Source organism: Nocardia yamanashiensis NBRC 100130 (genome assembly GCF_001613325.1).
GTDB lineage: Bacteria > Actinomycetota > Actinomycetes > Mycobacteriales > Mycobacteriaceae > Nocardia > Nocardia yamanashiensis.
The window spans coordinates 21,656-46,840 of sequence record NZ_BDCD01000016.1; the positions used below are offsets into that span (position 1 = coordinate 21,656).

The window sequence follows — 25,185 nt, forward strand, 5'->3', positions numbered from 1 at the left end:
ACGGTGTGGGATTGATCGACACGACCGGTGCGCTGACCGGTTCGGCGCAGCTGGTCGTCGCCATGGACGGCCCGTCGGGCACCGGCAAGTCGAGCGTGTCGCGCTTGCTGGCGACCCGGCTCGGGGCCAGCTATCTCGATACCGGCGCCATGTACCGGGTCGCGACCCTGCGCGTGCTGCGCAGCGGCGTGGACCTCGACGATGCCGCCGCGATCGTGGTGGCCGTCAAGGAGTTGCCGCTGACCATCGGCACCGATCCGAGCCGCGAGGTGATCGAGCTCGACGGCGAGGACGTGTCGAACGAGATCCGCGGCAACGAGGTGACCAAGGCGGTGTCCGCGGTATCGGCGGTGCCGGAGGTGCGCGAGCAGCTGGTGGCCCTGCAGCGCGAGATCGCGTTCGCCGCCGGCCGGATCGTGGTCGAGGGCCGCGATATCGGCACGGTGGTGCTGCAGGACGCGGACGTCAAGATCTATCTGACCGCGTCCGCGGAGGCCCGTGCCTTCCGCCGGAACGCGCAGAACATCGCCGAGGGCCGCGGCGACGATTACGAAGGCGTGCTGGCCGATGTGCAGCGCCGCGACAATCTGGACTCGACCCGCAAGGTGTCGCCGTTGCGTCCCGCCGAGGACGCGATTCTGGTCGACACCAGCGAGCTGACCAAGGACGAGACCATCGACGAGCTGTATCGCGTGGTGGCGCAGCGTATTTCGGCAGGAGGCGGGCAGTGACCCAGGACACCTTCGCGGGTGACGGCATCTGGTCGGACGAATCCGATTGGGATATCGCCGAATTCGAGGGCGAGCAGGACGCCGAGCACATTCCGCTGCCCACGCTGGCCATTGTCGGCCGCCCGAACGTGGGCAAATCGACGCTGGTGAACCGTATTCTCGGGCGTCGCGAGGCCGTGGTGGAGGACATTCCGGGCGTGACCCGGGACCGCATCTCCTACGAGGCCACCTGGGCCGGTCGGCGTTTCATGGTGCAGGACACCGGCGGCTGGGAGCCCGACGCCAAGGGCCTGCAGCAGTCGGTGGCGCGGCAGGCGCAGGTCGCCATGGACACCGCGGACGCCATCGTCGTGGTGGTGGACGCCACGGTCGGCGCGACCTCCACCGACGAGGCGGTCGCGAAGACGTTGCGCCGCTCCAAGACTCCGGTGCTGCTGGTCGCCAACAAGGTCGACAATCAGAAACTGGAAGCCGACGCGGCGGTGCTGTGGTCGCTGGGTCTCGGTGAGCCGCACATGATCTCGGCCGCGCACGGTCGCGGCACCGGCGATCTGCTGGACGAGATCCTGCGCGTCCTGCCGGAAACCCCGCGCGAGGGCACGGGTGTCGCGGGCGGCCCGCGCCGCGTGGCGCTGGTCGGCAAGCCGAACGTCGGCAAGTCCTCGCTGCTGAACAAGCTGACCGGCGAGGAACGCTCGGTCGTGCACAATGTGGCCGGCACCACCGTCGACCCGGTCGACTCGCTGGTCGAATTGGGCGGCAAGCCTTGGCGTTTCGTCGATACCGCCGGCCTGCGCCGCAAGGTCTCGAATGCCAGCGGCCACGAGTTCTACGCCTCGCTGCGCACCAAGGGCGCCATCGAGTCCGCCGAGGTCGCGGTCATGCTCATCGACGCCTCCCAGCCGATCACCGAGCAGGACCTGCGCGTCATCTCCATGGTCGCCGAAACCGGCCGCGCCCTGGTCATCGCCTACAACAAGTGGGATCTGGTCGACGAGGACCGTCGCGAGATGCTCGAGCGCGAGATCGACCGCGAAATGGTCCAGGTTCGCTGGGCCCAGCGCGTCAATATCTCCGCTCAGACCGGCCGCGCCGTCCAGAAGCTCGTCCCCGCAATGGAAACCGCCCTGGAATCCTGGGACAAGCGCATCCCGACGGGCCGCCTGAACAACTGGCTCAAGGAAGTTATCGCCGCCACCCCGCCCCCCATGCGCGGCGGCCGCCTCCCGCGAGTCCTGTTCGCCACCCAGGCGTCCACCCGCCCGCCGACGTTCGTCCTGTTCACCACCGGCTTCCTGGAAGCGGGCTACCGCCGCTTCATCGAACGCCGCCTGCGTGAAGAGTTCGGCTTCGACGGTTCGCCCGTGCGTGTGAACGTCCGCGTGCGCGAGAAGCGGGAACGCAAGAAGTAACCCGAGTCGCTCGGTTCTCCGAACGCCCGGCCGCCTGGTCCACCAGGTGCGCCGGGCGTTCGTGTATCCGGATACCGCTGAGCCGCAGCCGGTTTCAAGGGGCCGCCGCGGTTTCGATATAGCGCTCGTAGCCGTCGAGGAGACGGTCCAGGGCGAAGCGGAAGTCGGCCTCTTCCCAGTGCATGCCGTCGTCTTCGAAGGCGTTGTGCTGGAGGGCGCGGCTGACGGTGGGGTAGCGGGCGGGGTCGAGGACTTGGAGCAGGACGGCGGTGTAGTCGTGTTCTTCCTTGGCGCGCTTGGTCATTTCGCGCAGGAAGCGGGTGCGGCCGATGACGTAGAGGGAGAGGTTGACCATCAGTTGCAGGCGCTGAGGTTCGGGGATGGGGAGGTCGGCGAGGGCGGACAGGCCGGTTTCGAGCCAGTCCATATTGTTGGGGCCGGTGGGCGGGCCGGACATGGGGATGTCGAGCCACCATTCGTGGGCGCGGATGGCGTGGAATTCCGCCCAGGCCCAGGCTTCCAGGGCGGGCCGCCAGCCGTCGCCCGCGGGTAGCTCGGGGGCGGGCCCGATGACGCGGTCCAGGAGCAGTTCGACCAGGGTTTCCTTGCTGTCGACATAGCGGTACAGCGACATGGGGGTGAAGCCGAGTTGTTTCGCGACGCGGCTCATGGACAGGGCCGCATAGCCTTCCGCGTCGGCGACGGCGATGGCGGCGTCCAGGATCTGGTCCAGGCTCAGGCCGCGTTTGGGTCCGCGGCTGCCGGCGCCGTCCAGGTCCCAGAGCAGCTTCACCGACTTCGGTAGGACGCGCACATCCATGCGGTTTTCCATCCGGCCTCCTGTTTTCGTTGCCTACATCTTGCGCCATGCCTGAAACTGTGTAGCCTGTAAACACAGTGTAGTGCATACACAGTTTCTGAATCGGGGATCTCATGACGACAACCGGAACCCGCCCTGCCATCGAAGTGACGGGGCTGACCAAATCGTTCGGCGAGCATCGCGTGCTGCGCGGCATCGATCTGGAAGTGCCTGCCGGAACGGTGTTTTCGCTACTCGGGCCGAACGGGGCGGGCAAGACCACCGTGGTCCGCATCCTCACCACGCTCGGGCGGCCGGACGCGGGGCAGGTGCGGGTCGGCGGGCGCGATCCGGGGCGCGAACCGGATGCGGTGCGCGGGCTCATCGGCGTGACCGGCCAGTTCTCGGCGGTGGACGAGGTGCTCACCGGCGCGGAGAACCTCCGGTTGATGGGCCGGCTGCTGCATCTGGGCGGGCGGGAGACCGCCGTGCGTACCGAGCGGCTGTTGCAGCAGTTCGATCTGATGGAGGCGTCGGGCAAGCGGGCGGGCGCGTATTCGGGCGGGATGCGCCGCCGGCTGGATCTGGCCATGAGCTTGATGGGCGATCCGCGCATCGTATTCCTGGACGAACCCACCACCGGCCTGGATCCGCGCAGCCGCCGAGAACTGTGGGAGGTGATCCGCCGCCTGGTGGGGGAGGGGGTGACCATCTTCCTCACCACGCAGTACCTGGAGGAGGCGGATCAGCTCGCGGACCGTATCGCGGTGCTCGACGAGGGGTGCATCGTGGCCGAGGGCAGCGCCGGTGAGCTGAAGAAGCTGGCGCCCGGCGGGCATATCCGGCTCGGCTTCGCCGACTCACACGGTCTGGCGGCCGCGGCGCGCGCGGTGCCGGCGGCCGAGGTGGACACCGATCAGCTGACGCTGCAGGTGCCCTCCGACGGCAGCATGGCCGAATTGCGCAGGCTGCTGGACCATTTCGACGCACATGCCGTCACCGTCGACCAACTCGCCATCCACACCCCGGATCTCGACGATGTCTTCTTCGCCCTGACCGGATCCGCCACGAAAGGTGAACGGTAATGACCACTCTGCTTCGCGGGGCCGAGGATTCGGCCACCATGGTGGGCCGCAATCTGCGCCACGCCCTGCGCAGTCCGGACACCATGATCATGACGGTCGCGGTCCCGGTGACCATCCTGCTCATGTTCGTGTACGTGTTCGGTGGCGCCATGCGCGTCGACGGCGCGTACATCGACTATGTGGTGCCCGGAATCCTGTTGCTGTGCGCGGGTTTCGGCTCGGGCGGCACGGCGGTGAGCGTCGCGACCGACCTGCACAACGGCATTGTCGACCGCTTCCGCGCCATGCCGATCTCCCGCTCGGCCGTCCTCACCGGTCACGTACTCGAGAGCCTGGTGCGCAATCTGTGCACCACCAGCCTGGTCGTCCTGGTCGCCGTCGCACTGGGTTTCCGGCCCACCACCGATCCGCTGCGCTGGCTCGGGGCGCTGGCCGTGCTCGCCCTGTTCATCCTGGCGCTGTCCTGGGTGGCCGCCGCGCTGGGCGTGCTGGCCTCGAACCCGGAGGCCGCCAACGGTTTCATGTTCATCTTCATGTTCCTGCCCTATGTCAGTAGCGCTTTCGTACCGGCGCAGACCATGCCGAGCTGGCTACGCGGTTTCGCCGAGCATCAGCCGGTGACCTCGGTGACGGAGACGCTGCGCGGGCTGCTCATGGATACGCCGATCGGGAACAGCGCATGGATCGCGACGGCATGGTGGGTGAGCATCGGACTGGCCGGCTACCTGGCGGCGGGCGCGGTCTACAAGCGGCGCGGCCGGGATTGACGAACGGTTCTGGCATTCAATTACGCCGATATGCGCATCTAGGCATGAATGTCGTGAATGTCGGAACCCGCAGTGCAATTCCATGACAGTCCAAAAGAACGACAACGACGATCAGCGGCCCGGCACGGGCCGCTTCCGTCGCAGCAGCAGAATGCCCAGCACGCACCCCAGCGCGATGGCCACCGCCGTCCATCCCGGCACATAGGTGGCGGGCCGGTCGGCCCCGCACGACCACAGCTCCGAATTCCACGGAATGCCGATCCGCCGATCCCGCAGCGCCGCCAGCGCCGACGGCACGAACTGCACGGCCAGCGCCAGCACGGTACCCGCCGCGATGGACGGCAGCGCCGAACCGAAGCAATAACCGGACACCGCGCACAGCGCCAGCCCACCGAGGATCGCGATGACCGAACTGTGCTGTGCCACCGCGGTGGTGAACACCGCGTACACCGCGAGCGCACTGACCGCCAGCCCCGCGTGCACGGGAGCGGGCCGGCGCCGGCCGGCGTACAGCCCGGCGGCGACGGCCGCGAGCCCGAGTGGCAGCGTCCACGGCGGCGGGGGATTGGCGGTGATGGTGGTGGCGGTCGCCGCGGTCGCGACCATGAGCAACACCAGCGTGCCGTCGCGCCTGGGCAGCAGCAGTGCCGCGATCAACGCCGCCCCGACGGTCACCACGACCGCGATCGCGACATCGCCGAGCCCCTCGGCCCGCCGGGCCAGCCATTCGGAGGTCCCGGCCAGTGCGGTGATGAGCAGGGCGGCGGCGAAGATCGGCCCGAAGGGCAGGTCCACGGCGGTGGTGTGGTGCGCGATCGCGCGTTTCCGGGACAGCAGCAGGCTGGCCGCGATCGCGCACGTCGTGGCCGCGATCAACCACACCGGCGGCATATCCACGAAGGCGCGATCCAGCAGTGAGTTCGAATCGCTCTGCCCGACAGCGTTTTCCACCACATTGCCGAGCAGGGTGCTGGCGATGCCGCCGAGCAGATACCCGATGGCGGGCACGGTGAGTTTCGCTCCGGCGGCAGCGGTTTCACCGCGTTTCAAGGCCGCCGCCCCCGCCGCGCCGAGCAGTATGCCCGCGAAGATGGAGTCGATGAAGTTGGCCGAGGCCAGCGATCCGCCGACGGGCGCGTGCACGACGAGATGGTCGATCAGCACCACCAGCGAGGAACCGAAGGCCGTCGCCCATGCCGCGCGCAGCCCGAACATGCCGACGATGACCGCGGTGACGACGGCGACGAGCGCGCCGGCGGCGCTGGCCCGCGGCACATTGAAGATCAGGAGTGTGGTTTGCAGCGACCCGGTATCGCCGATGCACCGAAAATCGAAGGGCACCATGAGCGCCAGGCCCGCGACGGTGGCGGCGAGGAATGCCGCCGCGGCGTGGACGGCGTCCCGGTATCGAGTTTCGACGGCGGTGCGATACCGCGGCATGCGCGGCTCCGAACGGTCGTAGTTACACCTCAGCTAGCGCGAGTACACCGTAACAAAGCGGAAGGCGATCGGGCCGCAAATACCGTCTGTCTGGTTTGTCAACGGCGGCGGAGGTTTCCGCATCCTAGGGCGGGTAATCGGCCGATGCCGGAGCTATATGCGCGAATGTTGGGTTTCGCACACTCTCTACCAAGCAAGCATTAGGGTCGATAACGTTGAAGGTGCAGGAGGGCGATGCAGGGGCATCCAATCGCAAGGTGGCGATCTGCGCACACACGCCGAACGGGACCGCGAGGACGCGGCAGTCGGGTTCTATCAATGGGGATGTGACCGGGGGCAATTCTGTTCTGCTCGACGTCGATTCGGACGTCGGCGGGTGTCGTCGCGGGCCGCCCGCCCTCCGCATCGTGACAGAACAGGACATACACATGAGCGAAACCATGAAGCGCCCGGACCCCAACCACCCGCTGCTGCCATTGGCCCGGGCCTACACCAATTACTTCACGCCCACCGTCAGCGGCCTGGAGAATCTGCCCGCGTCCGGCCCGGCCCTGGTGATCGGCAATCACTCCTCGATCTACTGGGCGCCCGAGGTGTGGATCACCTTCATGTCCATGATGGAGCGCCGCCCGGACGAGCCCAGCTTCGGCGTCGCCCACGAAATCCTTTTGCGCGCACCGCTGTTGGGGGACAGCCTGCGTGACTTCGGCGTCATCGCGGCCTCGCAGGAGGCGGCCTCGGCGGGGCTGAAGGACGGCGGCGCGGTCATGGTCTACCCGGGCGGCGACTGGGAGGCGTGCCGGCCGTGGACCGACCGCGGCAAGATCGATTTCGCGGGGCGCAAGGGCTTCATCCGCCTGGCCATGAAACTGGGCGTGCCGGTCATCCCGGCGGTGGCGAACGGCGGCCACGACTCCATCTTCGTGCTCAGCCGCGGTGAACGCACCGCCAAGCTGCTGCAGCTCGACAAGCTGGTGCGCGCCAAGGTGTTTCCGTACACCGTCGGCCTGCCCTTCGGCGTCGCGCCCATCCTGCCGCAGATTCCGCTGCCCGCGCACGTGAGCGTCAGCTTCCTGCCCGCGCTGGACTGGTCCACCGAGGTCGGCGATCCCGAGGACACCGTGCTGGTCGACGCCGCCTACGAGCAGACGGTCAGCACTATGCAGGCCGAACTGGACCGGCTGCGCGCCGAAACCCCGAATCCGGTGCTGACGGGTCTGAAGAAGCACGCCGAGGGCCTGCCCGGACCGCTGTCGGCGCTGGCCGGCCTGCTCTGAGTGCAGTCACCGCGCTTCGATCCGCACCGGCATGTGCCGGACCCCGGTGTGCTTGTTGCTGCGGGTGTATTCGACCGGGCCGGTGCGGGTTACGGCGGCGACGCGATCCAGCAGCACCCGGAAGAACACCCGCATCTCCATGCGGGCCAGGGCCGCGCCGAGACAGAAATGCCCGCCGCGCCCGAACGCCACGTGCGGGTTCGGGCGGCGGGTGAGGTCGAAGCGGTGCGGGTCGGTGAACACCTCTTCGTCCCGATTGGCCGACGCCCACCACAGCGTCACCTTGTCCCCGGCCCGGATGCGGCGGCCGCCGAGAATGCAGTCGTGGGTGGCGGTGCGCCGATTGTACGGGGTGGGGGAGGCCCAGCGCAGCATTTCCTCGATGGCGGTTTCCAGCTGGGCGGGATTGTGCTGCAGTGACTTCCACAGTTCCGGGCGGTCGATGAGCGCGAGCATGCCGATGGCGATGGCATTGCGGGTGGTCTCGCTGCCCGCCGCGATCAGCAGGCTGAACAGCATGTGCTGCTCCATGTCGGTGAGCGGCGCGCCGTCCACCTCGGCCTGGGCGGCCAGTGACATGAGGTCCTCGCCGGGCTCGATGCGCTTGTCCGCCAGCAGTTTCGTGGCGTACGCGTAGGTGTTCGCGGAGGCGCGCAGGGTGCGTTCGGTGCTCTGGCCGAGTTCGCGGTCGTCGTAGTCCAGGCCGGTGGTGGCCCAGTCGAAGAGCTGGTGGCGGTCTTCCTGCGGGACGCCGAGCAATTGGGCGACGGCTTGCAGCGGGAGTTCGGCGGCCAGATCGACCAGGAAGTCGCAGTCGCCCAGGTCCAGTGCGGCGGAGACGATCCGGTCGGCGCGGCCGCGCAGTTCGGCTTCGATGAGGGTCAGGGTGCGCGGGGCGACGCTGGGCATCAGCAGTTTCCGGATGTGGGCGTGCCGGGGGTCGTCCATCATGTTCAGCAGCGCGCCCGCGCGTTCCGGCGGCAGGTCCTCGATGAGGGTGCCGCCGCCGTTGCGTTTGCCGCCGGTGGTGGAGGAGAAGGTGGTGCCGTCGCCGGCGGCGGCCACGATGTCGGCGTAGCGGCTCAGGACCCAGAACCCTTCCCCGCCAGGGGTATTGACGGTCGGCGGATGCCACCACACCGGTGCTTCCCGGCGCAGCATGTCGAAGACCTCGTGCGGGAAGCCGTGCGCGAAGCGGTCGAGAGCGGTGAGGTCGACATCCATGCAGCAAGGTTGGCACGCCGCCGCGAATCAAGCAGCCGCTTGGTAGTTTTCGGGCTGGCGTGAATGCGCCCGCCGGTCACCGGGTTCGCCGCGCCCGCGCCCACTCCTCGGCGAAGTCCCGGAAGCGGCGCACCGCGTCGGCGGGCGTGGCGGTGGCCGACCAGATCAGCCCGACCTCGCGCACGGCTCCCGCATCGCCCAGCGGCACCAGCACCACCCCCGGCGGCACCGGTTCCTCGGCGGGCAGAATGCTCACTCCCAGTCCCGCCGCGACCAGCCCCGCCACCGTGATCAGATCCGAGGATTCGAAGGCGATCCGCGGCCGCAATTCCGCTGCGGCACAGAGCTCGTCGAAGATCCGCCGCATACCGTAGCCCGGCTGCATGGTGATGAAATCGGCATCGCCCAGCTCGCTCAGCCGCACCTGCCGCCGCCCCGCCACCCGATGATCCGCCGGCACGCCCAGGGCGAGGGGCTGCCGAGCCAGCAGCTTCCATCCCAGTCCCGGATCCGTCGGCCGCGGCGACACGATCGCCAAGTCCGCCGCACCCTCCAGCACCTGCCTGGTTATCGACTCGGCCGCCCCCTGCGACAGCGTGAACGCGATCCGCCCCGACTCCCGCCGGAAGTCCCCGATCAGCCGCGGCACCATCCAGCTCCCGAACGAATGCAGGAACGCCAGCCGCACCACCCCTTTCGCCGGATTCGCCAGATCCGCCACCGCCTGTTCCCCGGCCTGCAATTCCGCCCGCGCCCGCCGCGCATGCTCGTAATACACCCGCCCGAACTCATTGAGCGCCAGCCGCTTCCCCTGCCGATCGAACAGCCGCACTCCCACCCGTTGCTCCAACCGCCCGAGCATCCGCGACAAGGTCGGCTGCGCCATGTGCAACCGCTCCGCCGCGGCCGTCACGTTCTCCAACTCCGCCAGTGTCGTGAACCACTCCAGATCCGCCCCGAGCACCCCGCCTCCTCGCTATATGTCTTCAGATCATAAGCCGGACGATACTGATGCATTTCCGTTCTAAGTCCATGTGGTCGAGCCTGGGCATATGCGATGCGACGAGGACCCGAGATGACGGCGGCGGAACAAGCCGTCGGCGCCTTCGAACGAGGGCGCGAGAAGCGAATCATCACCGCGCTTTTCGCGGCGGGGCTGACGACCTTCGCGAGTATGTACAGCGCACAGGCGTTGTTGCCGAGTTTGTCCGAGGCGTTCGGGGTGACGCCGGCGCATGCGGCGTTGGCGGTGTCGCTGACGACCGGGGTGCTGGCGCTGGCGATCGTGCCGGTGAGCGCGCTCTCCTCGCGGGTGGGGCGGACGCGAGTGATGATCGGGTCGGCGGTGCTGGCTTCAGGGCTGGGATTGCTGCTGCCGCTGTGCGGGTCATTGGATGCGCTATTGGTCGTGCGGGCGGTGCAGGGGGTGGCATTGGCCGGTGTACCCGCGGTCGCGATGGCCTACCTGGCCGAGGAGATAGGCGGCGCGGGGCTGGGCGCGGCCATGGGGGTCTATGTCGCGGGAACGAGCGTCGGCGGGTTGGCCGGCCGGTTGATTCCGTCGTTCACCCTGGCACTGGGATCGTGGCGATGGGCCGAGGCGGCGGTGTCGATCGCGGCAGCCGGGTGTGCGGTGTGGTTCGTGCGGACACTGCCGCCGTCACGAGGGTTCGTGGCGCGGCCGGCGGGATTCCGGACAGTTCTCGGTGATCTGGCGGCGCAACTCCGGGATCGACGGCTGGCGGCGTTGTTCGGCCTGGCGTTCGTACTGATGGGCAGCTTCGTCTCGGTCTACAACTTCCTCGGCTATCGGCTGACCCAGCGGCCCTTCGATCTGCCTGCGGCCGTAGCGGGTTCCATCTTCGTGCTGTACCTGGCGGGCACGGCGGCCTCGGCGACGGCGGGCCGGCTCGCGGACCGGCGCGGGCACCACCGGGTGCTGACCGTCTCGGTCCTGCTCATGGGAGCGGGCCTGGCGTGCACGATCCCGAACCGGCTGGCGGTGGTCATCGCCGGAGTGCTGCTGTTCACCATCGGGTTCTTCGCCGCGCACGCGGTGGCCAGCGCCTGGGTGGGCGCGCTCGCGGTCCAGCGCGGCGCGGCCTCCTCGCTGTATCTGTTCGCCTACTACCTCGGCAGCGCCGTGGTCGGCAGCGCCGCGGGCATCGCCTACGCGGCGGCGGGCTGGGCGGGCGTGGTGTATGCGGTGGCGGCGCTTTTCACGATCGCAGCCCTACTCCTCGGCGTCCTGGCAAGGCGTACTGCGCAACCAGAACCCGCATACGCCGGGCATTGCTGACCGCGACCGAGGCGACCGTCCGGGCAGTCGGCGAATTCCTGGCGTCGATCCGCCGGCGAAATCGGTCGCATTCCGATGGGAATCACCGCGAACTCTGTCGCGCCTATGAGCAGCTGTTCAGCAACTGGACGCTAGCGTGGGTCGCATGAGCGAGGGCGAGTCGCGGTTGGGATCGGCGGGCGAGGGGCGGGCCAGTGAGCTTGTCGAGCGGCGCGAGCAAGCGTTGTGCAACTATCTCGAGGCCAGTGCGGATGTGGCCTCGGGGCGGATTCGCGCGAATCTCACCGGATGGAAGCGGTGGTTGCACTATCTGCCGGGGGCGCCGGTGTCGGCCGCGGCGTCGCGGCGGGACACGCTCCGGCGGCAACTGGCGCAGCACGGGGTGGGGGCGGAGGACCATCGGTGGGGCGTGCTGTCCGGCGGGCGGTTGCGGGCGCGGGGCATCTCGATCTGCTTGGAGAACACGCTCGCGGAGTTGATCACTCGGTACGAGCCCGAGCACCCGCATTGGACCCGGCAATTGAAGGTGATCACCACCGCCTGCGAGGAGGCCCGCCCGCTGGCCGCCGTCGGCGATCGGGCGGTCGTGGAGGAGCTCACCGACCAGGTCCTGGCGGTCACCCGCACGGCCCCGGACGATGCTGCGCGGCAACGCCTTTCGGACCATCTCCCCGGCGTGCTGCGCCCCTTGCCCGCGGATATCGAAACCCTGCGCCGGGACGACGATCTGGTGGAGGTCGACTTCGAGATCTACGCCGACACGGTGAAACTCGACGGCATCACCGTCAATCCGGAACTACGCGGCACCGGCCTGGGCACCGCCACGCTGCAACAACTCTGCCGCGCCGCCGACGCCCAGCACCTGCATATCGTGGGCCAGCTGGTGCCGACCTTCCGCGACGACGATTCCGCCGTCCCCCGCCTGGCGGACTGGTGCCGCCGCCACGGCTTCGCCGTCAACGAACGCCTCGGCGGCCGCATCTCCCGCGCCCCCTCCAGCGTGCGCGGCTGAACCGCCCGGCGATCACCCGGCTCACCACCCCCGCGCCCTGAAACGACGCCGCGCGCGCCACCCGATCCGGTGGCGCGCGCGGCGAAAAGTATTGCGGTTCAGTAGGTGTAGAAGCCGCGACCGGCCTTGCGGCCCAGGTAGCCGGCTTCCACCATGCGGCGCAGCAGGACCGGCGGGGCGTACTGCGGCTCGCCGAATTCCGCGTAGAGCGATTCGGCGACGGCCAGGGTGACGTCCAGGCCGACGGTGTCGGTCAGGCGCAGCGGGCCCATCGGGTGGGCGCAGCCGCTGACCATGCCCTCGTCGATGTCCTCGGCGGAGGCGAAACCGGTCTCGAACATGCGAATCGCGTTGCACAGGTAGGGGATCAGCAGCGCGTTGACGATGAATCCGGCCTGGTCCTTGGATTCGATGGTGCGCTTGCCCAGCACGTCGCGGGCGTAGGCGGTGACCGCGTCGGCGACGGCGCGATCGGTCTTGAGCGTGACCACGATCTCGACCAGCGGCAGCACGGGCACCGGGTTGAAGAAGTGCACGCCCACCACGCGACCGGGGTTCGAGGTGGCGTTGGCGATCCGGATGACCGGGATCGAGGAGGTGTTGGTGGCCAGGATGGCGTCCGGGGAGACGATGGCGTCCAGCTTGGCGAAGAAGTCGGCCTTGAGCGACTCGATCTCCGGCGCGGCCTCGATGACCAGTTCGCGGTCGGCGAAGTCGTCGATGTTCACGGTGAGGGTGATGCGCGCCCGCGCTTCGTCCGCGGCGGCCTGCTCGAGCCGGCCCGACTTGACCGCGCGGGCCAGGGACTTGCCGATCCGGTCGACGGCGGCGTCCGCCGCGGCGGCATCGCGCTCCAGGACCAGGACGTCGCCGCCCGCCCGCGCCGCCACTTCGGCGATTCCCGCACCCATGGTGCCGCCACCGATCACACCGATTCGTTGCACGTCGTCTTCTCCTTGCTCGTGTCCTTTGCCGCAAACCGTATCGCGGCCCGATCTGCCCGGATTCCGGCGGGCGGCGGAGGTGAGCCCGGTCTCACCCGATCCGGTGTCCGCATCGCGCCACGCGACCGCCGGTGACGGCGCACGGCGAGTCGCGCCGGGCGGGAAATCGGTCGCCTGCGGGTAGCCGGTCGAAAGCCGGTAGCGCGCAACGAGTTCGAAGACAACCGAAACCCTCATGGTCAAATGTCCGGCAGCTGGCCCACTTTCGATGGCTTTACCGTTGCTGGGCGCTGGTATTAGAATTCTTCCCGGGTCAGCTGGGCCGCGCGATCGACGACACTACCGGTCGGTCGCGATGCGGCGAGAACGGTCGGGCATGTATGCGGAAGTATTGCTGCCGGTGTCGGCACGAGAGCTTCATCGAAGGGCACGGAACCGATCCGCGGTATAGCTGAGCGACGAATCTCCTTCGGACGCAATGCGATAAATCTTTCCCTGGTGCTGCGGAGAGGCGACGACATGTTCGACCCGGTGAACGGTGAGCTCACAATGCCCGGTGATCTGCGCGGTGTGCGCGAGCGCGTCGATATCGTGCTGGAGGGCTTCCTGGCCGACAAGGCGCGCGGCTCCGATCGCGCCCGACTACCCGCGGACTTCGTCGACGGGTTGCACTCCTTCGTCTTCTCCGGCGGCCGCCGCGTGCGCCCGCTGCTGTGCGTGCTCGGCTGGTACGCGGCCGGCGGCAGCGAACGCCTGCCGATGGCGGTGATCCGGGTGGCCGCCGCCCTGGAGATGCTGCACGCGGCCGTGCTCATCCACACCGATGTGATCGAACGCCGCATCACCCGGCGCGGGCATCCCACCATCCCGTGCGCGCTGGCCGCCCGCTACACCGACAAACCCGATCGCGATCGCTTCGGCCGCCAGGCCGCGCTGCTGCTCGGCGATCTCGCCCTGGCCTGGTCGGACGAACTGGTCGGTACCGCCCACTTGAGCGCCCGCCAGCGCGTGGCCGCCGGTTCGATGATCACCGCCATGCGCGTCGAGGTGATCTACGGCCAATACCTGGACCTGCTGGCCACCGGCGACCCGGCCGACGACCTGGACCGCGCCCTCGAGATCATCCGATACCGCACCGTGGCCTACACCTGCGAGCGCCCATTGCAACTGGGCGCCCGCCTGGCCGGCGCCGACCCGCTGGTCCAGGAGGGCCTGGCCGCCTACGCCGCGGCCCTGGGCGAGGCCGTGCACCTGAACGAGGATCTGCACAATGTGTTCGGCGACCGCGCCACCGACGGCTCCCGGGTGGACGTGCTGCGCGACGGCAAGCACACCGCCCTGGTCGCCGCCGCGCTGGGCCGGGCGCGCGGCGGGGCGGCCGTGGAATTGCGTGCGCTGCTGGGGAATCCGGGCCTGGACAGTCGTGGCGCGACGATCTGCCGGGACATCATGATCGAGGTCGGGGCGCGCGCGGAGATCGAGCGGATGGTGGCGCGCCGCCGCGAACAGGCCCTGGATGCCTTGGAGCGCATCGGGATTCCGGCCCCCGCCAAACAGTTCCTCAGCTCCCTGGCGCAACGGCTGACCGGGACCGACCGGTAGCGGTGCGGGCCTGCGGATCGCAGCCGGCAGCAGGTTTCCGGATAGTTGAGACCTTTACTGAAATTGCATTCGGACGTAGACTTTGAGCAATACGCTTTGTGAACTCGCAGCGCTCTCGTGCCGGAGAGCCCGATCGGTCGCAGAATCCCTCCCGACGTATCTCGTTATCGTGCAGGATATTCCGTTCTGCCTATTCCCGGGGATGTGCCATGCATCCGTTTCGTCTTCCTGATTTCCCCACCCGCTGAAGGGGCGGAATTCGAAGAGGAGCGCCGCAATTCCGTCCGGATGGTGCAGGGCGTCTTCGTGGTGCGCGAAATAGCGCACCGGTCCCCGCCGGCCCGCGAAATGCCGCCGCTACTCCCGTCTCATGCCGTGAAAGAAGCGCCGTCATGACCGTGACAGCTTTCGTCCCGCCCGTCCGCCGCCCCGCCGAACTGCTGGCGGGGGCCCGCGCCGTCCTGGAACCGGTACTACGCGAGGCGGTGCTGTCGCTACCGGAACCCTTGTGCCGCATGGCCGGATACCATTTCGGCTGGTGGGACACGCACGGCCGGACCGTGCGCGCCGACTCCGGCAAAGGGCTGCGCCCGGCGCTGGCGACGGCGGCGGCCTACGCCTGCGACGGGCTCGCGGCCGCGGCGGCCCCGGCGGCGGCCGCGGTCGAATTGATCCACAATTTCACCCTCGTCCACGACGATGTCATGGACGGCGACGAATTCCGGCGCGGGCGGCCCACCGTATGGCGGGTATGGGGACTCGCGGACGCCATACTGCTCGGCGACGCCCTGCACGCGCTGGCCGCCAATGTGCTTGCGACGCATATGCCGCAGCGCACCGCCGTGATCGCGGTGGACCGGCTGGAGCGCACTGTCATCGAATTGTGCCGGGGACAGCACGAGGATTGCGCCATCGAAATCGGCTGCGGCACTTCCGTCGCCGAATACGAGCGGATGGCCGTCGGAAAGACCGGATCGTTGTTCGGGTGTGCCTGCGCGCTGGGCGGGCTGTGCGCGGACGCGGAACCCGATGCGGTCGATCGGCTCAACCGGTTCGGGCGCGAGCTCGGGATCGCGTTCCAGGCCATCGACGATCTGCTGGGCATCTGGGGCGATCCGGCCGCCAGCGGTAAGCCCTCCAGCGATCTGGGGCGGCGGAAACGATCACTGCCGGTGGTGGCCGCCCTGGAATCGGGCACCGACGCGGGCCGGGAACTGGCGGTGCTGTACCGGGGCGAGGAGCCCCTGACCCCCAGCGAGATCGCCTGTGCGGCACGGCTGATCGAGGAATGCGGCGCGCGCCGCTGGACCCAGCGCGAGGCCGAGCGGCGCATTCGCAAAGCCGTTGCGGCGCTGCCGGATCGGCCCGCCTGCGGGGATCTGATCACGCTGGCCCAATTGGTCGCGCATCGCGACAAATGACGAAGGCACGATTGTAAGGAGAGTCAGCCACCATGGACGCACAGCCTGCTACAGCGTTATTGGACAAGCCTGCCGATCCCCGCCCGCGCACGGTGCTGCTGGCCGCGCCCCGCTCGTTCTGCGCGGGCGTGGAGCGCGCCATCGACACCGTGGAACGGCTGCTGGCCGACCCGGACCGCGTCGAACCCGTGTACGTGCGCAAACAGATCGTGCACAACACCCACGTGGTGGCGGAACTGGCGGCGCGCGGGGCGATCTTCGTGGACGAGCTCGACGAGGTGCCGCCCGGTGCGACCGTGGTGTTCTCCGCGCACGGCGTGTCACCAGCGGTGCGCGCGGCCGCGGCCGCGCGCGGGCTCACCGTGGTGGACGCCACCTGCCCGCTGGTGACCAAAGTGCACGCGGAGGCCAGACGTTTCGCCGCGCGCGGCGACACCGTGGTGCTGATCGGGCATGCCGGGCACGAGGAGGTGGAAGGCACGGCGGGCGAAGCGCCCGAAGCCACCGTGCTCATCGACAGCCCGGCGGCGGCGCTGGCGCTCACCGTGCCCGACGAGGACCGGGTCTCCTACCTCACCCAGACCACGCTGTCGGTGGAGGAGACCGCCGAGACCGTGGCCGCGCTGCGCCGGCGATTCCCGCGCTTGCACGGCCCGGCCAGTGCGGACATCTGCTACGCCAGCACGAATCGGCAGCGCGCGGTGGAGGAAGTCGCCGCACGCAGCGAGGTGTTCCTGGTGGTCGGCTCGGCCAACTCCTCCAATTCCCAGCGCATGGTGGAAGTGGCCCGCCGCCAGGGCATTCCGGCGTATCTGATCGACGACTTCACCGAAATACAGCCCGAGTGGATCGTGCCCGCCGCCACCGTCGGACTGTCCGCGGGAGCGTCCGCGCCCGGGCGGCTGGTGGACGAGGTGCTGCGCGCCCTGCGCCGCTTCGGCCCGCTCACCGTGCGCGAGCACGTCAGCTTCACCGAGGACGTGTTCTTCGCGGCCCCCGCCGCGGTGCGGAGACGGTCATGAGAACCACGGCCGTCACGACGCCCCCGGAGATCGGCGCGAACGCCGCGAATCTCCCCGCGCCACTGCGTGATATCGATTCCCCCGAACGGCTGCGCGCCCTGCCCGCCGCGCGACTGCCCGTGCTCGCGGCTCAACTGCGCGCGCTGATCATCGACACCGTGCTGAACGTGGGCGGGCACCTCGGCCCCAACCTGGGCGTCGTGGAGCTCACCATCGCGCTGCACCGCGTGTTCCGATCACCCAGGGACACACTGCTTTTCGACACCGGACACCAGGCCTATGTGCACAAGATCCTGACCGGCCGCCGCGCCGAGTTCGCCGCGACCCTGCGCCGGCCGGGCGGGGTGTCCGGTTATCCCAGCCGCGCCGAATCCGGCCACGACGTGATCGAGAACAGTCATGCCTCCACCGCCCTCGGGTACGCGGACGGGATCGCCAAAGCCCGTGCGCTGCTCGGGGAATCCGACCGCGCGGTGGTGGCGGTGGTGGGCGACGGTTCGCTCACCGGCGGTATGGCGTACGAGGCGCTGAACAATATCGGAGCCGCCCGCCGCCCCGTGGTGGTGGTGCTCAACGACAACGGCCACTCCTACTCGCCCACCGCCGGCGCGATCGCCGCCCACCTGGCCGCCCTCCGCGCCACACCCATCACCCCGAACCCAGTGTCCCGCAACCTCTTCGAGCATCTCGGTTTCGACTACCTGGGTCCCGTCGACGGCCACGACTGCGCCGCCCTGGAATCGGCTCTGCGCCAGGCGAAACGCCTGAACCGTCCCGTCGTCGTACACGCGATGACCATCAAAGGCCTCGGCTACGAACCCGCCTGCACCGACCCGGAACGCATGCACACCACCGGCCCCGTGCCCGTGGCCGAACGCGCCGGTGGGCGGGTCTCGGCTCCGTCGGCAAACGCCGAGCGCGGGAACGATCGGGCGGTCGCCGGGGCGAAGCCGGCCGCGGATCACGGCCCGGTGCGCGGCGGGGCGGCGGTACCGAATGTCGTTGCGGCGGAGCCTCGGCCGCGGCGGCGGGCGTGGACGGAAGTGTTCGCCGAGGAGATCGTGCGGATCGGCGAGGCACGCGCGGACATCGTGGCGATCACCGCCGCCATGCCGGGACCGACCGGGCTGGGTGAGTTCGCGCGCCGCTTCCCGGGTCGGTGTTTCGATGTCGGGATCGCCGAGCAGCACGCGGTGGTCAGCGCGGCCGGATCGGCCCTGGCCGGAATGCATCCGGTGGTCGCGATCTACGCCACGTTCCTGAACCGCGCTTTCGATCAGGTGCTGTTCGATGTCGCCATGCATCGCCTCCCGGTGACGTTCGTACTGGACCGGGCCGGGATCACCGGGCCGGACGGGGCGAGCCATCACGGGATGTGGGATCTGGACATGCTCGCCGGGGTGCCCGGGATGCGGGTCGCCGCGCCGCGTGATGCCGCCCGGCTGCGGGAGCTGCTGGCCGAGGCGGTGGCGGACGAGAGCGGACCGACGGCGCTGCGTTACCCGAAAGCCACTGTGGGCGAGGATATTCCGGCCGTCGAGCGTTGGTCCGGCTTGGATGTGCTGCGCCGCGCCGAACATCCGGATGTACTGCTGGTCGCGGTCGGTCCGCTGGCCGGCGTCTGTCTCGCGGCGGCCGCGATGCTGGCCGCCGCGGGCGTGCAGGCCACGGTGGTGGATCCGCGCTGGGTGCTGCCCGTCGCGGAGCGGCTCACCGAATTGTGCGCCTGGCACGACCTGGTGCTCACCGTGGAGGACGGCACCCGGCGCGGCGGGGTCGGGCCCGCGCTCGCGGAAGCGTTGTCCGACCAGGGGATCGCCGTCCCCGTGCGGCGGCTCGCGCTGCCGCATCGTTTCCTCCCGCACGGCGAACGCGGTCCGCTGCTCGCCGAATCCGGGCTCACCACCACCGAGATCGTGCACACCGTGCTGTGCGCGCTCGGTGCCGATCGGCCGGAGGTTTCCCCATGACCATCGCGCAATTGGAACTGCCGCGCCCGCTGCCGCCACGCCATCGCACCCGGCGGATCCACGTCGGCCGGGTGCCCGTGGGCGGCGGCGCGCCCATCCCGGTGCAGACCATGACCACCACCCGCACCGCCGATCTCGACGCCACCCTGCGCCAGATCGCCGAGGTCACCGCCGCCGGCTGCGATATCGTGCGGGTCGCGGTGCCGACCCCCGACGACGCGGCGGCGCTGCCCGCCCTGGTGCGCCGGTCCCCGCTGCCGATCATCGCCGACATCCACTTCCAGCCCAGGTACGTGTTCGCCGCCATCGACGCCGGCTGCGCGGCGGTGCGGGTGAACCCCGGCAATATCAAGGAATTCGACGATCGCGTCGGCGAGATCGCCCGGGCGGCCGGAGCGGCGGGGATCCCGATCCGGGTGGGCGTGAACGCCGGCTCGCTGGATCGGCGCATGCTGGCCAAGCACGGCGCGGCCACCCCCGAAGCCCTGGTCGAATCGGCGCTGCACGAGGCGGCGCTGTTCGCCGAACACGGCTTCGGGGACCTGAAAATCGCGGTGAAGCACCATGATCCGCGCACCATGATCGCCGCCAACCGGCTGCTGGCCGCCCGCTGCGACTACCCCATCCATCTCGGCGTCACCGAGGCCGGGCCGGTGTTCCAGGGCACGGTGAAATCCGCGGTCGCCTTCGGGGTGCTGCTGGCGGAAGGCATCGGCGACACCATCCGGGTCTCGATCTCCGCGCCGCCGGTGGAACAGGTCAAGGCGGGCAATCACATTCTGCAATCGCTGGGCCTGCGCCCGCGCCAGCTCGAGATCGTGTCCTGCCCCGGCTGCGGCCGAGTACAGGTCGACATCCACCACCTGGCCGCCAAGGTCGAAGCCGCCTTCACGGGCTTCCCGCACCCCTTGCGCGTCGCCGTCATGGGCTGCGTCGTCAACGGTCCCGGCGAAGCCCGCGAAGCCGACCTGGGCGTCTCCTCCGGCAATGGCAAGGGCCAGATCTTCGTCCGCGGCCGTGTGGTGCGCACCGTGCCCGAGCACTCGATCGTGGACGCCCTGCTCGAGGAAGCGGTCGCCCTGACCGACGGCAATGGAGAGGAGTCCGCGTCATGAGCACGCCCACGCTCACCGTCTCGCCCGTGGATCACGACGGCATCCGCGCCCACGTGGAGCGCGCGCTGTACGAATTCCTCACCGCCAAAGCCGAATCCGCCGCGGCCGCCGGGCTGCCCGCCGAGGTGGTGGAGGCGGTGCGCGCGTTCCTGTTCGCGGGCGGCAAACGCATCCGGCCGCTGTTCTGCGTGCTCGGCTGGTACGCCGGCGGCGGCGACGGGCTGCCGCCCGCGGTGGTGCGGGTCGCGGCGGCGGTGGAGTTGTTCCACGCCGCCGTCCTCATCCACGACGACATCATCGACGACAGCGACACCCGGCGCGATCAGCCGACCGTGCACCGCGCCGTGGCCGATCGCGCCCGCTCGGCGCGCGGTGCCGGCGCGGACCGCTTCGGCGCCCACGCCGGCATCCTGATCGGCGATTTCGGCCTGGTGTGGTCGCAGGAACTGCTGCACACGGCGGGCTTGTCGGCGGCGCAATCGGCCGCCGCCACACCGGTTCTCGACGCCATGCGCACCGAGGTCAGCTACGGCCAGTACCTGGACCTGCTCACCACCGGGCGGCCCACCCGCGACCTGGAACGGGCCCTGGAGATCATCCGCTACAAGACCGCCGCCTACACCGTGCACCGGCCGCTGCAATTGGGCGCGGCGCTCGCGGGCGCGGACGCGGAGGTGCAACGGGCGCTGGCGGACTACGGGCGGCCGCTGGGGGAGGCCTTCCAGTTGCAGGACGATCTGCTGGGCGTGTTCGGCGATCCCGCGCGCACCGGCAAATCCGTCGTCTCGGATCTGCGCGACGGCAAGCACACCGCCCTGCTCGCCCTGGCCCTGCGCCATGCCACCGCTCGGCAGCGCGCGCACCTGGACCAGCTCGTCGGCAATCCCGGCCTGGACGAGCGCGGCGCGGCCGTCTGCCGCGAAATCCTGGACGCCACCGCGCGTCCGGAGGTGGAGCGCATGATCGCCGAACGCTGGCAGCAGGTGCGCGCGGTGCTGGCCACCGCGCCGCTGCCGCCCGCCGCCGTGTCGGGACTGCGCGGCGCCGCCGAAGCCGTCATCGCCCGAACGGCCTGAAATCCCGGGAGACGCGTCATGGCCTACGTCATCACCGAACCCTGCTGCAACGATGCCGCATGCGTCCCGGAATGCCCGGTGGACTGCATCCGGCCGGTGCCCGGCACACCGGAATTCGCTGCGGCCGAACAGCTCTACATCGATCCGGCCGGCTGCATCGACTGCGGCAGTTGCGTGCCCGCCTGCCCGGTGAACGCCATCTTCGCCGAGGAGGACCTGCTCGCGCCGCAGCGCCGATACACCGCGATCAATGCCGCGTACTTCGAAACGCATCCCTTGCAGGCGGACCCGGCCGGATTGCTGCCCGCCGCGCCGCGCCTGCCCCGGGGACACCGGCGGCTGCGGGTGGCGATCGTGGGATCGGGACCGGCGGCCTGCTACGCGGCGCGGGCACTGCTGCGACACACCGACGTCGAAGTCGACATGTTCGAGAAACTGCCCATGCCTTGGGGATTGGTGCGGTCCGGTGTCGCGCCCGACCATCCCGACACCAAGCAGATCACCGCATCCTTCGAATCCGCCTTCGGCTCCGAGGCTTTCGCGTTGCATCTGAACGTGACGGTGGGCGCGGACCTCGGCCTCCCGGAACTGCTGGCGCACCATCACGCCGTCATCTGCGCCGTCGGCGCGTCCGGGGACCGGCGCCTCGGCATCCCGGGGGAGTCCCTGCCCGGCAGCCACTCCGCCACCGAGTTCGTCGCCTGGTACAACGGGCATCCGGCCTACGCCGACCACTGGTTCGACCTGTCCGGCGACCGCGCGGTGATCGTCGGCAACGGCAATGTGGCCCTGGACGCGGCCCGCATCCTCGTCACCGACCCGGAGCGACTGGCCGCCACCGATATCGCCGACCACGCCCTGGTGGCCCTGCGGCACAGCAAGATTCGCGAGGTGGTCGTCCTGGGCCGCCGCACCCCCGTGCACGCCGCCTACACCGGCCCGGAGTTCCTGGCGCTGGGCGACCTGACCGGCGTCGATATCGTCGTCGCCGAGCACGACCTCGACCTCGATCCGGTGAGCCGCGCGGAACTGGACGGCGCCGGCCCCGCGGCCCGGCTGAAATGGGATCTCACAGTCGAATACGCACGGGCCGAACGTCTTCCACGACAGCGGCGGATCGACCTGCGCTACCTGGCGTCGCCGATCGCCCTGCACGGTTCCCGCCACGTCACCGGCATCGAGTACGCCCGCAACGAGATGGCTGGAGCCGAATCGCGGGTCCGCCCCACCGCGCACACCGAGCTGCTGGACACCTCGCTGGTCTTGCGGTCCATCGGATATCGCGGAGAACCCTTGGCGGGCTTGCCCTTCGATCCCGCGCGCGGGGTGATCCCCAACCGCGAAGGCCGGGTGCTCGACGTCACCGGGGCACCGCTGCCGGGAAGGTATGTCACCGGTTGGATCAAACGCGGCCCGCACGGCGTGATCGGCGCCAACCGCGTCGATGCCGAGGAAACCGTGCAGCACCTGCTCGCCGACTTCCTGGCCGGACGCCTGCCCACCCCCGCCGGCGGCCGCCCCGAACTGCTCGAACTATTGTCCGCCCGCTGCCCGGACCGCATCGACCGCACCGGCTGGCGGGCCATCGACGCCGCCGAACGCGCCGCGGGCGCCGCGACCGGCCGCCCACGCGTGAAAATCACCGGCCGCCAAGCGTTCCTGTCCGCCGCCCGCGCACAGCCGCGCGCGGCATCGCCACCCGCCTGGGCGACGCCGTAGCGTGTCGGAGGTGATCGGATCCAAGGCGGCGCGCTGGTGGGCCCTCGTCGGCATCGTGGTGCTGGCGACGGCGATCCACGTGCTGTCCCGTCCGGAGCCCGCCCACGAGGTGGCCGCGCCGGTGCGGGTGTGGTCGCGCGTCATCACCCTCACCGCCGCCGACGGGCGCGCCACCGCGGCCATCGACAATGGCGGGCCCGGCGATTCGGTCTGGCTCGATCGCGGTGACGGGGAGCTGCGCGTCCGCGCGGGCCGCGTCGGCACGGCAGCCGTTGCCGAACACGGCACCTCGGCGCGCACCGACTCCCACCGCTACGGCGGCGACCGCCTGCGCGCCTGCGGCAAGGCCGGGGACCGCGCCGAAATCCGCTGCACCCGCTGGACTTCCGCCGACGACCCCGCACCGGATCGGGTCGGGCGCGCTCTCGAACGACTCCTCGACCGCTACGACCATCGAACCGGGCTGTGGGAGAACGACTCCAGCACTTGGCAGAGCGCCAACGCACTCACCACCCTGCTCGACTACGCCACCCGCACCGGCGACCGCCAATACCTGGGCTACCTCGAGGAGACCTACAGCCACGGCGCTGTGAGTGACCTGGGTGTCCCGCGTGACACCGGCTATAACGATGACGAGCTGTGGTGGGCCCTGGCGTGGATCGAGGGTTACGACCTCACTCATGAGGCCCGCTATCTCGAAGCCGCGCGCCGCATCGTCGACCGGATGCACGATCGGCGCGCTTCGTTCTGCGGCGGCGGATTGGCCTGGGCGAGAACCGGAGTCGACCCCGAACTGCGGCCCTGGGAACAGGTCAACTCCATCACCAACGGCCTCTACCTCACCGCCACGGCCGCCCTGGCGGCGCGCGTCGACCCAGCACTCCGCACCACCTACCTCGACCGCGCCACCGCCACCTGGGACTGGTTCGCCACCCGCTCGGGCCACCCGCTGCTCGACTCCACCGGCTTGATCAACGACCACCTGGACCGCTACGACGACACCTGCGTCCTGGTCGATGAGAACCGCCGCTGGACCTACGGCCAAGCCGCCTTGATCAGCGGTCTGGTCGCCCTGCATCGAGCGACGAACAACCCGGAGCCGCTCGCCGCCGCCGACCGGATCGCCACCGCCGCAACCGGTTCCGGCTCACCCTTCCTCGACGACGGCGTCCTGATCGAACCGAGCGCCGTGAACTGCCCCGGCCCCGGCTGCCGCGACGCCGAAACCTATCGGGGTGTCTTCGTCCGCGCCTACCGGGATCTGCTCGACACCGGCGCTTCCCGCGTGGCGAGCCCGGAATTCCTCACCCGCCAAGCGAATTCACTCCGGGGCGCCGCCGACGAATACGGCTTCCGCTGGCAAGGGGCGGCCGCCGCCGACGACCGCCCCAACTTCGCCACCCAGGCCGCCGCCCTGGATGCCTTGCTACCGCTCAGGATTCGATCGTGACATTGGTGTCGATCACGCCGAACACCTCGTCCTGCGGGCCGCGCAGAATCCCCATCCGCCCGAACGGACTGTCGTCGGGACCCATCAGCACCGTCGCCCCGAGCCCGGTCGCCTTGTCCAGGGCCTGATCGGTGCCGTCCACCTGGAACCAGGTCAGCCAGTACGGCGGCTGATCGCCGCCCATCGGCGTGGTGTCCATCATGCCGCCCGCGGGCCGCTCGGTCCCGGCCGGTGCGAAGGTCGAGTACACGAAGTTCTCGCCGTCGCCGATCTCGGTGAACGTCCAGCCGAACACCGCACTGTAGAAAGCTTGCGCCCGGCTGTAGGCGGGGGTGTGCAGTTCGTTCCAGCACAGCGCGCCGGTCTCGTTGAAGATGCCGGCCCCCGTGTGCGCCTTGGCCTGCCAGAGCCCGAATACGCCGCCGGCCGGGTCGGCGGCGATGCACATGCGGCCGACGTCCATGACGTCGAAGGGCGGCATGAAGACCGCGCCGTCCGCGGTGGTGATCACCCCGGCGAGCGCGTCCACATCGTCGGCGGCCAGGTAGGTGGTCCACACCGACGGCATGGCGACATCACCCATCTTGGGGCCGATCCCGGCGGCGGGCCGGCCATCGATCATGGCCATCAGATACCCGCCGGCTTCGGGTGGGCTATCGAGAATTTCCCAGCCCAGCAGCCGGGCGTAGAAGTCGCGGGCGGCGGCCGGATCATCGACGGAACAGTCGACCCAGCACGGTGTTCCCTGCGGCCAAGCGGTGTCGCGAGTGGGCATTGCGATCCTCCATAGAGTGCTCCGACAAGGCCCGTTTCAGAGTAC

Annotated in this window: 21 protein-coding genes; 15 read left to right on the forward strand and 6 right to left on the reverse strand. The window is 69.7% G+C overall.

Annotated features, from left to right (window positions below; all coding sequences use genetic code 11):
- Positions 1 to 62 precede the first annotated feature (62 nt).
- Positions 63 to 731, forward strand: a complete 669-nt coding sequence (cmk, locus tag NY1_RS16820) for a (d)CMP kinase (protein WP_157762314.1) — start codon at positions 63 to 65, stop codon at positions 729 to 731.
- On the forward strand, positions 728 to 2,143 hold the full coding sequence (gene der / locus NY1_RS16825; RefSeq protein ID WP_067713725.1) for a ribosome biogenesis GTPase Der: 1,416 nt from the start codon (positions 728 to 730) through the stop codon (positions 2,141 to 2,143). Before cmk ends, der begins: the two co-directional genes overlap by 4 nt.
- 94 nt (positions 2,144 to 2,237) lie before the next feature.
- On the opposite strand, the gene NY1_RS16830 is transcribed toward der, so the two are convergent.
- The gene (locus NY1_RS16830; protein WP_067713728.1) at positions 2,238 to 2,975 is read right to left on the reverse strand and encodes a TetR/AcrR family transcriptional regulator; all 738 of its coding nucleotides are present in this window, start codon (positions 2,973 to 2,975) and stop codon (positions 2,238 to 2,240) included.
- Positions 2,976 to 3,076: 101 nt separating this feature from the next.
- On the opposite strand from NY1_RS16830, the gene NY1_RS16835 reads away from it, so the two are divergent.
- Both NY1_RS16835 and NY1_RS16840 read left to right on the forward strand, forming a co-directional pair.
- Positions 3,077 to 4,027 carry an ATP-binding cassette domain-containing protein gene (locus NY1_RS16835; RefSeq protein ID WP_067713731.1) on the forward strand — a complete coding sequence of 317 codons (951 nt, stop codon included), beginning with the start codon at positions 3,077 to 3,079 and terminating at the stop codon, positions 4,025 to 4,027.
- Complete coding sequence (locus NY1_RS16840; RefSeq protein ID WP_067713733.1) at positions 4,027 to 4,794, forward strand: ABC transporter permease; 768 nt, start codon at positions 4,027 to 4,029, stop codon at positions 4,792 to 4,794. The genes NY1_RS16835 and NY1_RS16840 overlap by 1 nt, the downstream gene beginning before the upstream one ends.
- Positions 4,795 to 4,905: 111 nt before the next feature.
- Here the strand turns inward: NY1_RS16840 and NY1_RS16845 are convergent, their stop codons facing one another.
- Entirely contained in the window at positions 4,906 to 6,234 is a 1,329-nt protein-coding gene (locus NY1_RS16845; RefSeq protein WP_067713736.1) for a hypothetical protein, read from the reverse strand.
- 428 nt (positions 6,235 to 6,662) lie between these two features.
- On the opposite strand from NY1_RS16845, the gene NY1_RS16850 reads away from it, so the two are divergent.
- Positions 6,663 to 7,511, forward strand: coding sequence for a 1-acyl-sn-glycerol-3-phosphate acyltransferase (locus NY1_RS16850; protein WP_067713738.1), 849 nt, complete (start codon positions 6,663 to 6,665; stop codon positions 7,509 to 7,511).
- Positions 7,512 to 7,517: 6 nt separating this feature from the next.
- Here NY1_RS16850 and NY1_RS16855 read toward each other — a convergent pair whose 3' ends face one another.
- Both NY1_RS16855 and NY1_RS16860 read right to left on the reverse strand, forming a co-directional pair.
- Complete coding sequence (locus NY1_RS16855) at positions 7,518 to 8,735, reverse strand: cytochrome P450 (RefSeq protein WP_067713741.1); 1,218 nt, start codon at positions 8,733 to 8,735, stop codon at positions 7,518 to 7,520.
- A 76-nt stretch (positions 8,736 to 8,811) separates the two neighbouring features.
- A complete protein-coding gene (locus NY1_RS16860) occupies positions 8,812 to 9,699 on the reverse strand; it encodes a LysR family transcriptional regulator (protein WP_067713744.1) in 888 nt (295 codons plus the stop codon).
- Positions 9,700 to 9,810: 111 nt separating this feature from the next.
- On the opposite strand from NY1_RS16860, the gene NY1_RS16865 reads away from it, so the two are divergent.
- Both NY1_RS16865 and NY1_RS16870 read left to right on the forward strand, forming a co-directional pair.
- A complete protein-coding gene (locus NY1_RS16865; RefSeq protein ID WP_067713747.1) occupies positions 9,811 to 11,034 on the forward strand; it encodes an MFS transporter in 1,224 nt (407 codons plus the stop codon).
- Between the two features lie 145 nt (positions 11,035 to 11,179).
- Positions 11,180 to 12,046 carry a GNAT family N-acetyltransferase gene (locus NY1_RS16870; protein WP_067713749.1) on the forward strand — a complete coding sequence of 289 codons (867 nt, stop codon included), beginning with the start codon at positions 11,180 to 11,182 and terminating at the stop codon, positions 12,044 to 12,046.
- Between the two features lie 98 nt (positions 12,047 to 12,144).
- Here NY1_RS16870 and NY1_RS16875 read toward each other — a convergent pair whose 3' ends face one another.
- On the reverse strand, positions 12,145 to 12,990 hold the full coding sequence (locus NY1_RS16875; RefSeq protein WP_067714430.1) for a 3-hydroxybutyryl-CoA dehydrogenase: 846 nt from the start codon (positions 12,988 to 12,990) through the stop codon (positions 12,145 to 12,147).
- 519 nt (positions 12,991 to 13,509) lie between these two features.
- Between NY1_RS16875 and NY1_RS16880 the strand changes: the two genes are divergently transcribed.
- The 8 genes from NY1_RS16880 (at position 13,510) to NY1_RS16915 (ending at position 24,365) form a co-directional block, all read left to right on the forward strand.
- Positions 13,510 to 14,592 carry a polyprenyl synthetase family protein gene (locus NY1_RS16880; RefSeq protein ID WP_233040951.1) on the forward strand — a complete coding sequence of 361 codons (1,083 nt, stop codon included), beginning with the start codon at positions 13,510 to 13,512 and terminating at the stop codon, positions 14,590 to 14,592.
- Between the two features lie 392 nt (positions 14,593 to 14,984).
- Positions 14,985 to 16,013 carry a polyprenyl synthetase family protein gene (locus NY1_RS16885; RefSeq protein WP_067713752.1) on the forward strand — a complete coding sequence of 343 codons (1,029 nt, stop codon included), beginning with the start codon at positions 14,985 to 14,987 and terminating at the stop codon, positions 16,011 to 16,013.
- Between the two features lie 32 nt (positions 16,014 to 16,045).
- The gene (gene ispH / locus NY1_RS16890) at positions 16,046 to 17,035 is read left to right on the forward strand and encodes a 4-hydroxy-3-methylbut-2-enyl diphosphate reductase (protein ID WP_067713754.1); all 990 of its coding nucleotides are present in this window, start codon (positions 16,046 to 16,048) and stop codon (positions 17,033 to 17,035) included.
- Entirely contained in the window at positions 17,032 to 19,005 is a 1,974-nt protein-coding gene (locus tag NY1_RS16895; protein WP_084535043.1) for a 1-deoxy-D-xylulose-5-phosphate synthase, read from the forward strand. The genes ispH and NY1_RS16895 overlap by 4 nt, the downstream gene beginning before the upstream one ends.
- Positions 19,002 to 20,120: a flavodoxin-dependent (E)-4-hydroxy-3-methylbut-2-enyl-diphosphate synthase gene (gene ispG / locus NY1_RS16900; RefSeq protein ID WP_067713757.1), complete on the forward strand. Its 1,119-nt coding sequence runs from the start codon at positions 19,002 to 19,004 to the stop codon at positions 20,118 to 20,120. The genes NY1_RS16895 and ispG overlap by 4 nt, the downstream gene beginning before the upstream one ends.
- On the forward strand, positions 20,117 to 21,196 hold the full coding sequence (locus NY1_RS16905; RefSeq protein WP_067713760.1) for a polyprenyl synthetase family protein: 1,080 nt from the start codon (positions 20,117 to 20,119) through the stop codon (positions 21,194 to 21,196). The genes ispG and NY1_RS16905 overlap by 4 nt, the downstream gene beginning before the upstream one ends.
- Before the next feature lie 18 nt (positions 21,197 to 21,214).
- Positions 21,215 to 22,915: an FAD-dependent oxidoreductase gene (locus NY1_RS16910; protein ID WP_067713763.1), complete on the forward strand. Its 1,701-nt coding sequence runs from the start codon at positions 21,215 to 21,217 to the stop codon at positions 22,913 to 22,915.
- 10 nt (positions 22,916 to 22,925) lie between these two features.
- The gene (locus NY1_RS16915) at positions 22,926 to 24,365 is read left to right on the forward strand and encodes a glycoside hydrolase family 76 protein (protein WP_157762288.1); all 1,440 of its coding nucleotides are present in this window, start codon (positions 22,926 to 22,928) and stop codon (positions 24,363 to 24,365) included.
- Here the strand turns inward: NY1_RS16915 and NY1_RS16920 are convergent.
- Positions 24,349 to 25,140, reverse strand: a complete 792-nt coding sequence (locus NY1_RS16920; RefSeq protein WP_067713769.1) for a VOC family protein — start codon at positions 25,138 to 25,140, stop codon at positions 24,349 to 24,351. The two genes, NY1_RS16915 and NY1_RS16920, sit on opposite strands and share 17 nt — an antisense overlap.
- Positions 25,141 to 25,185: the final 45 nt, after the last annotated feature.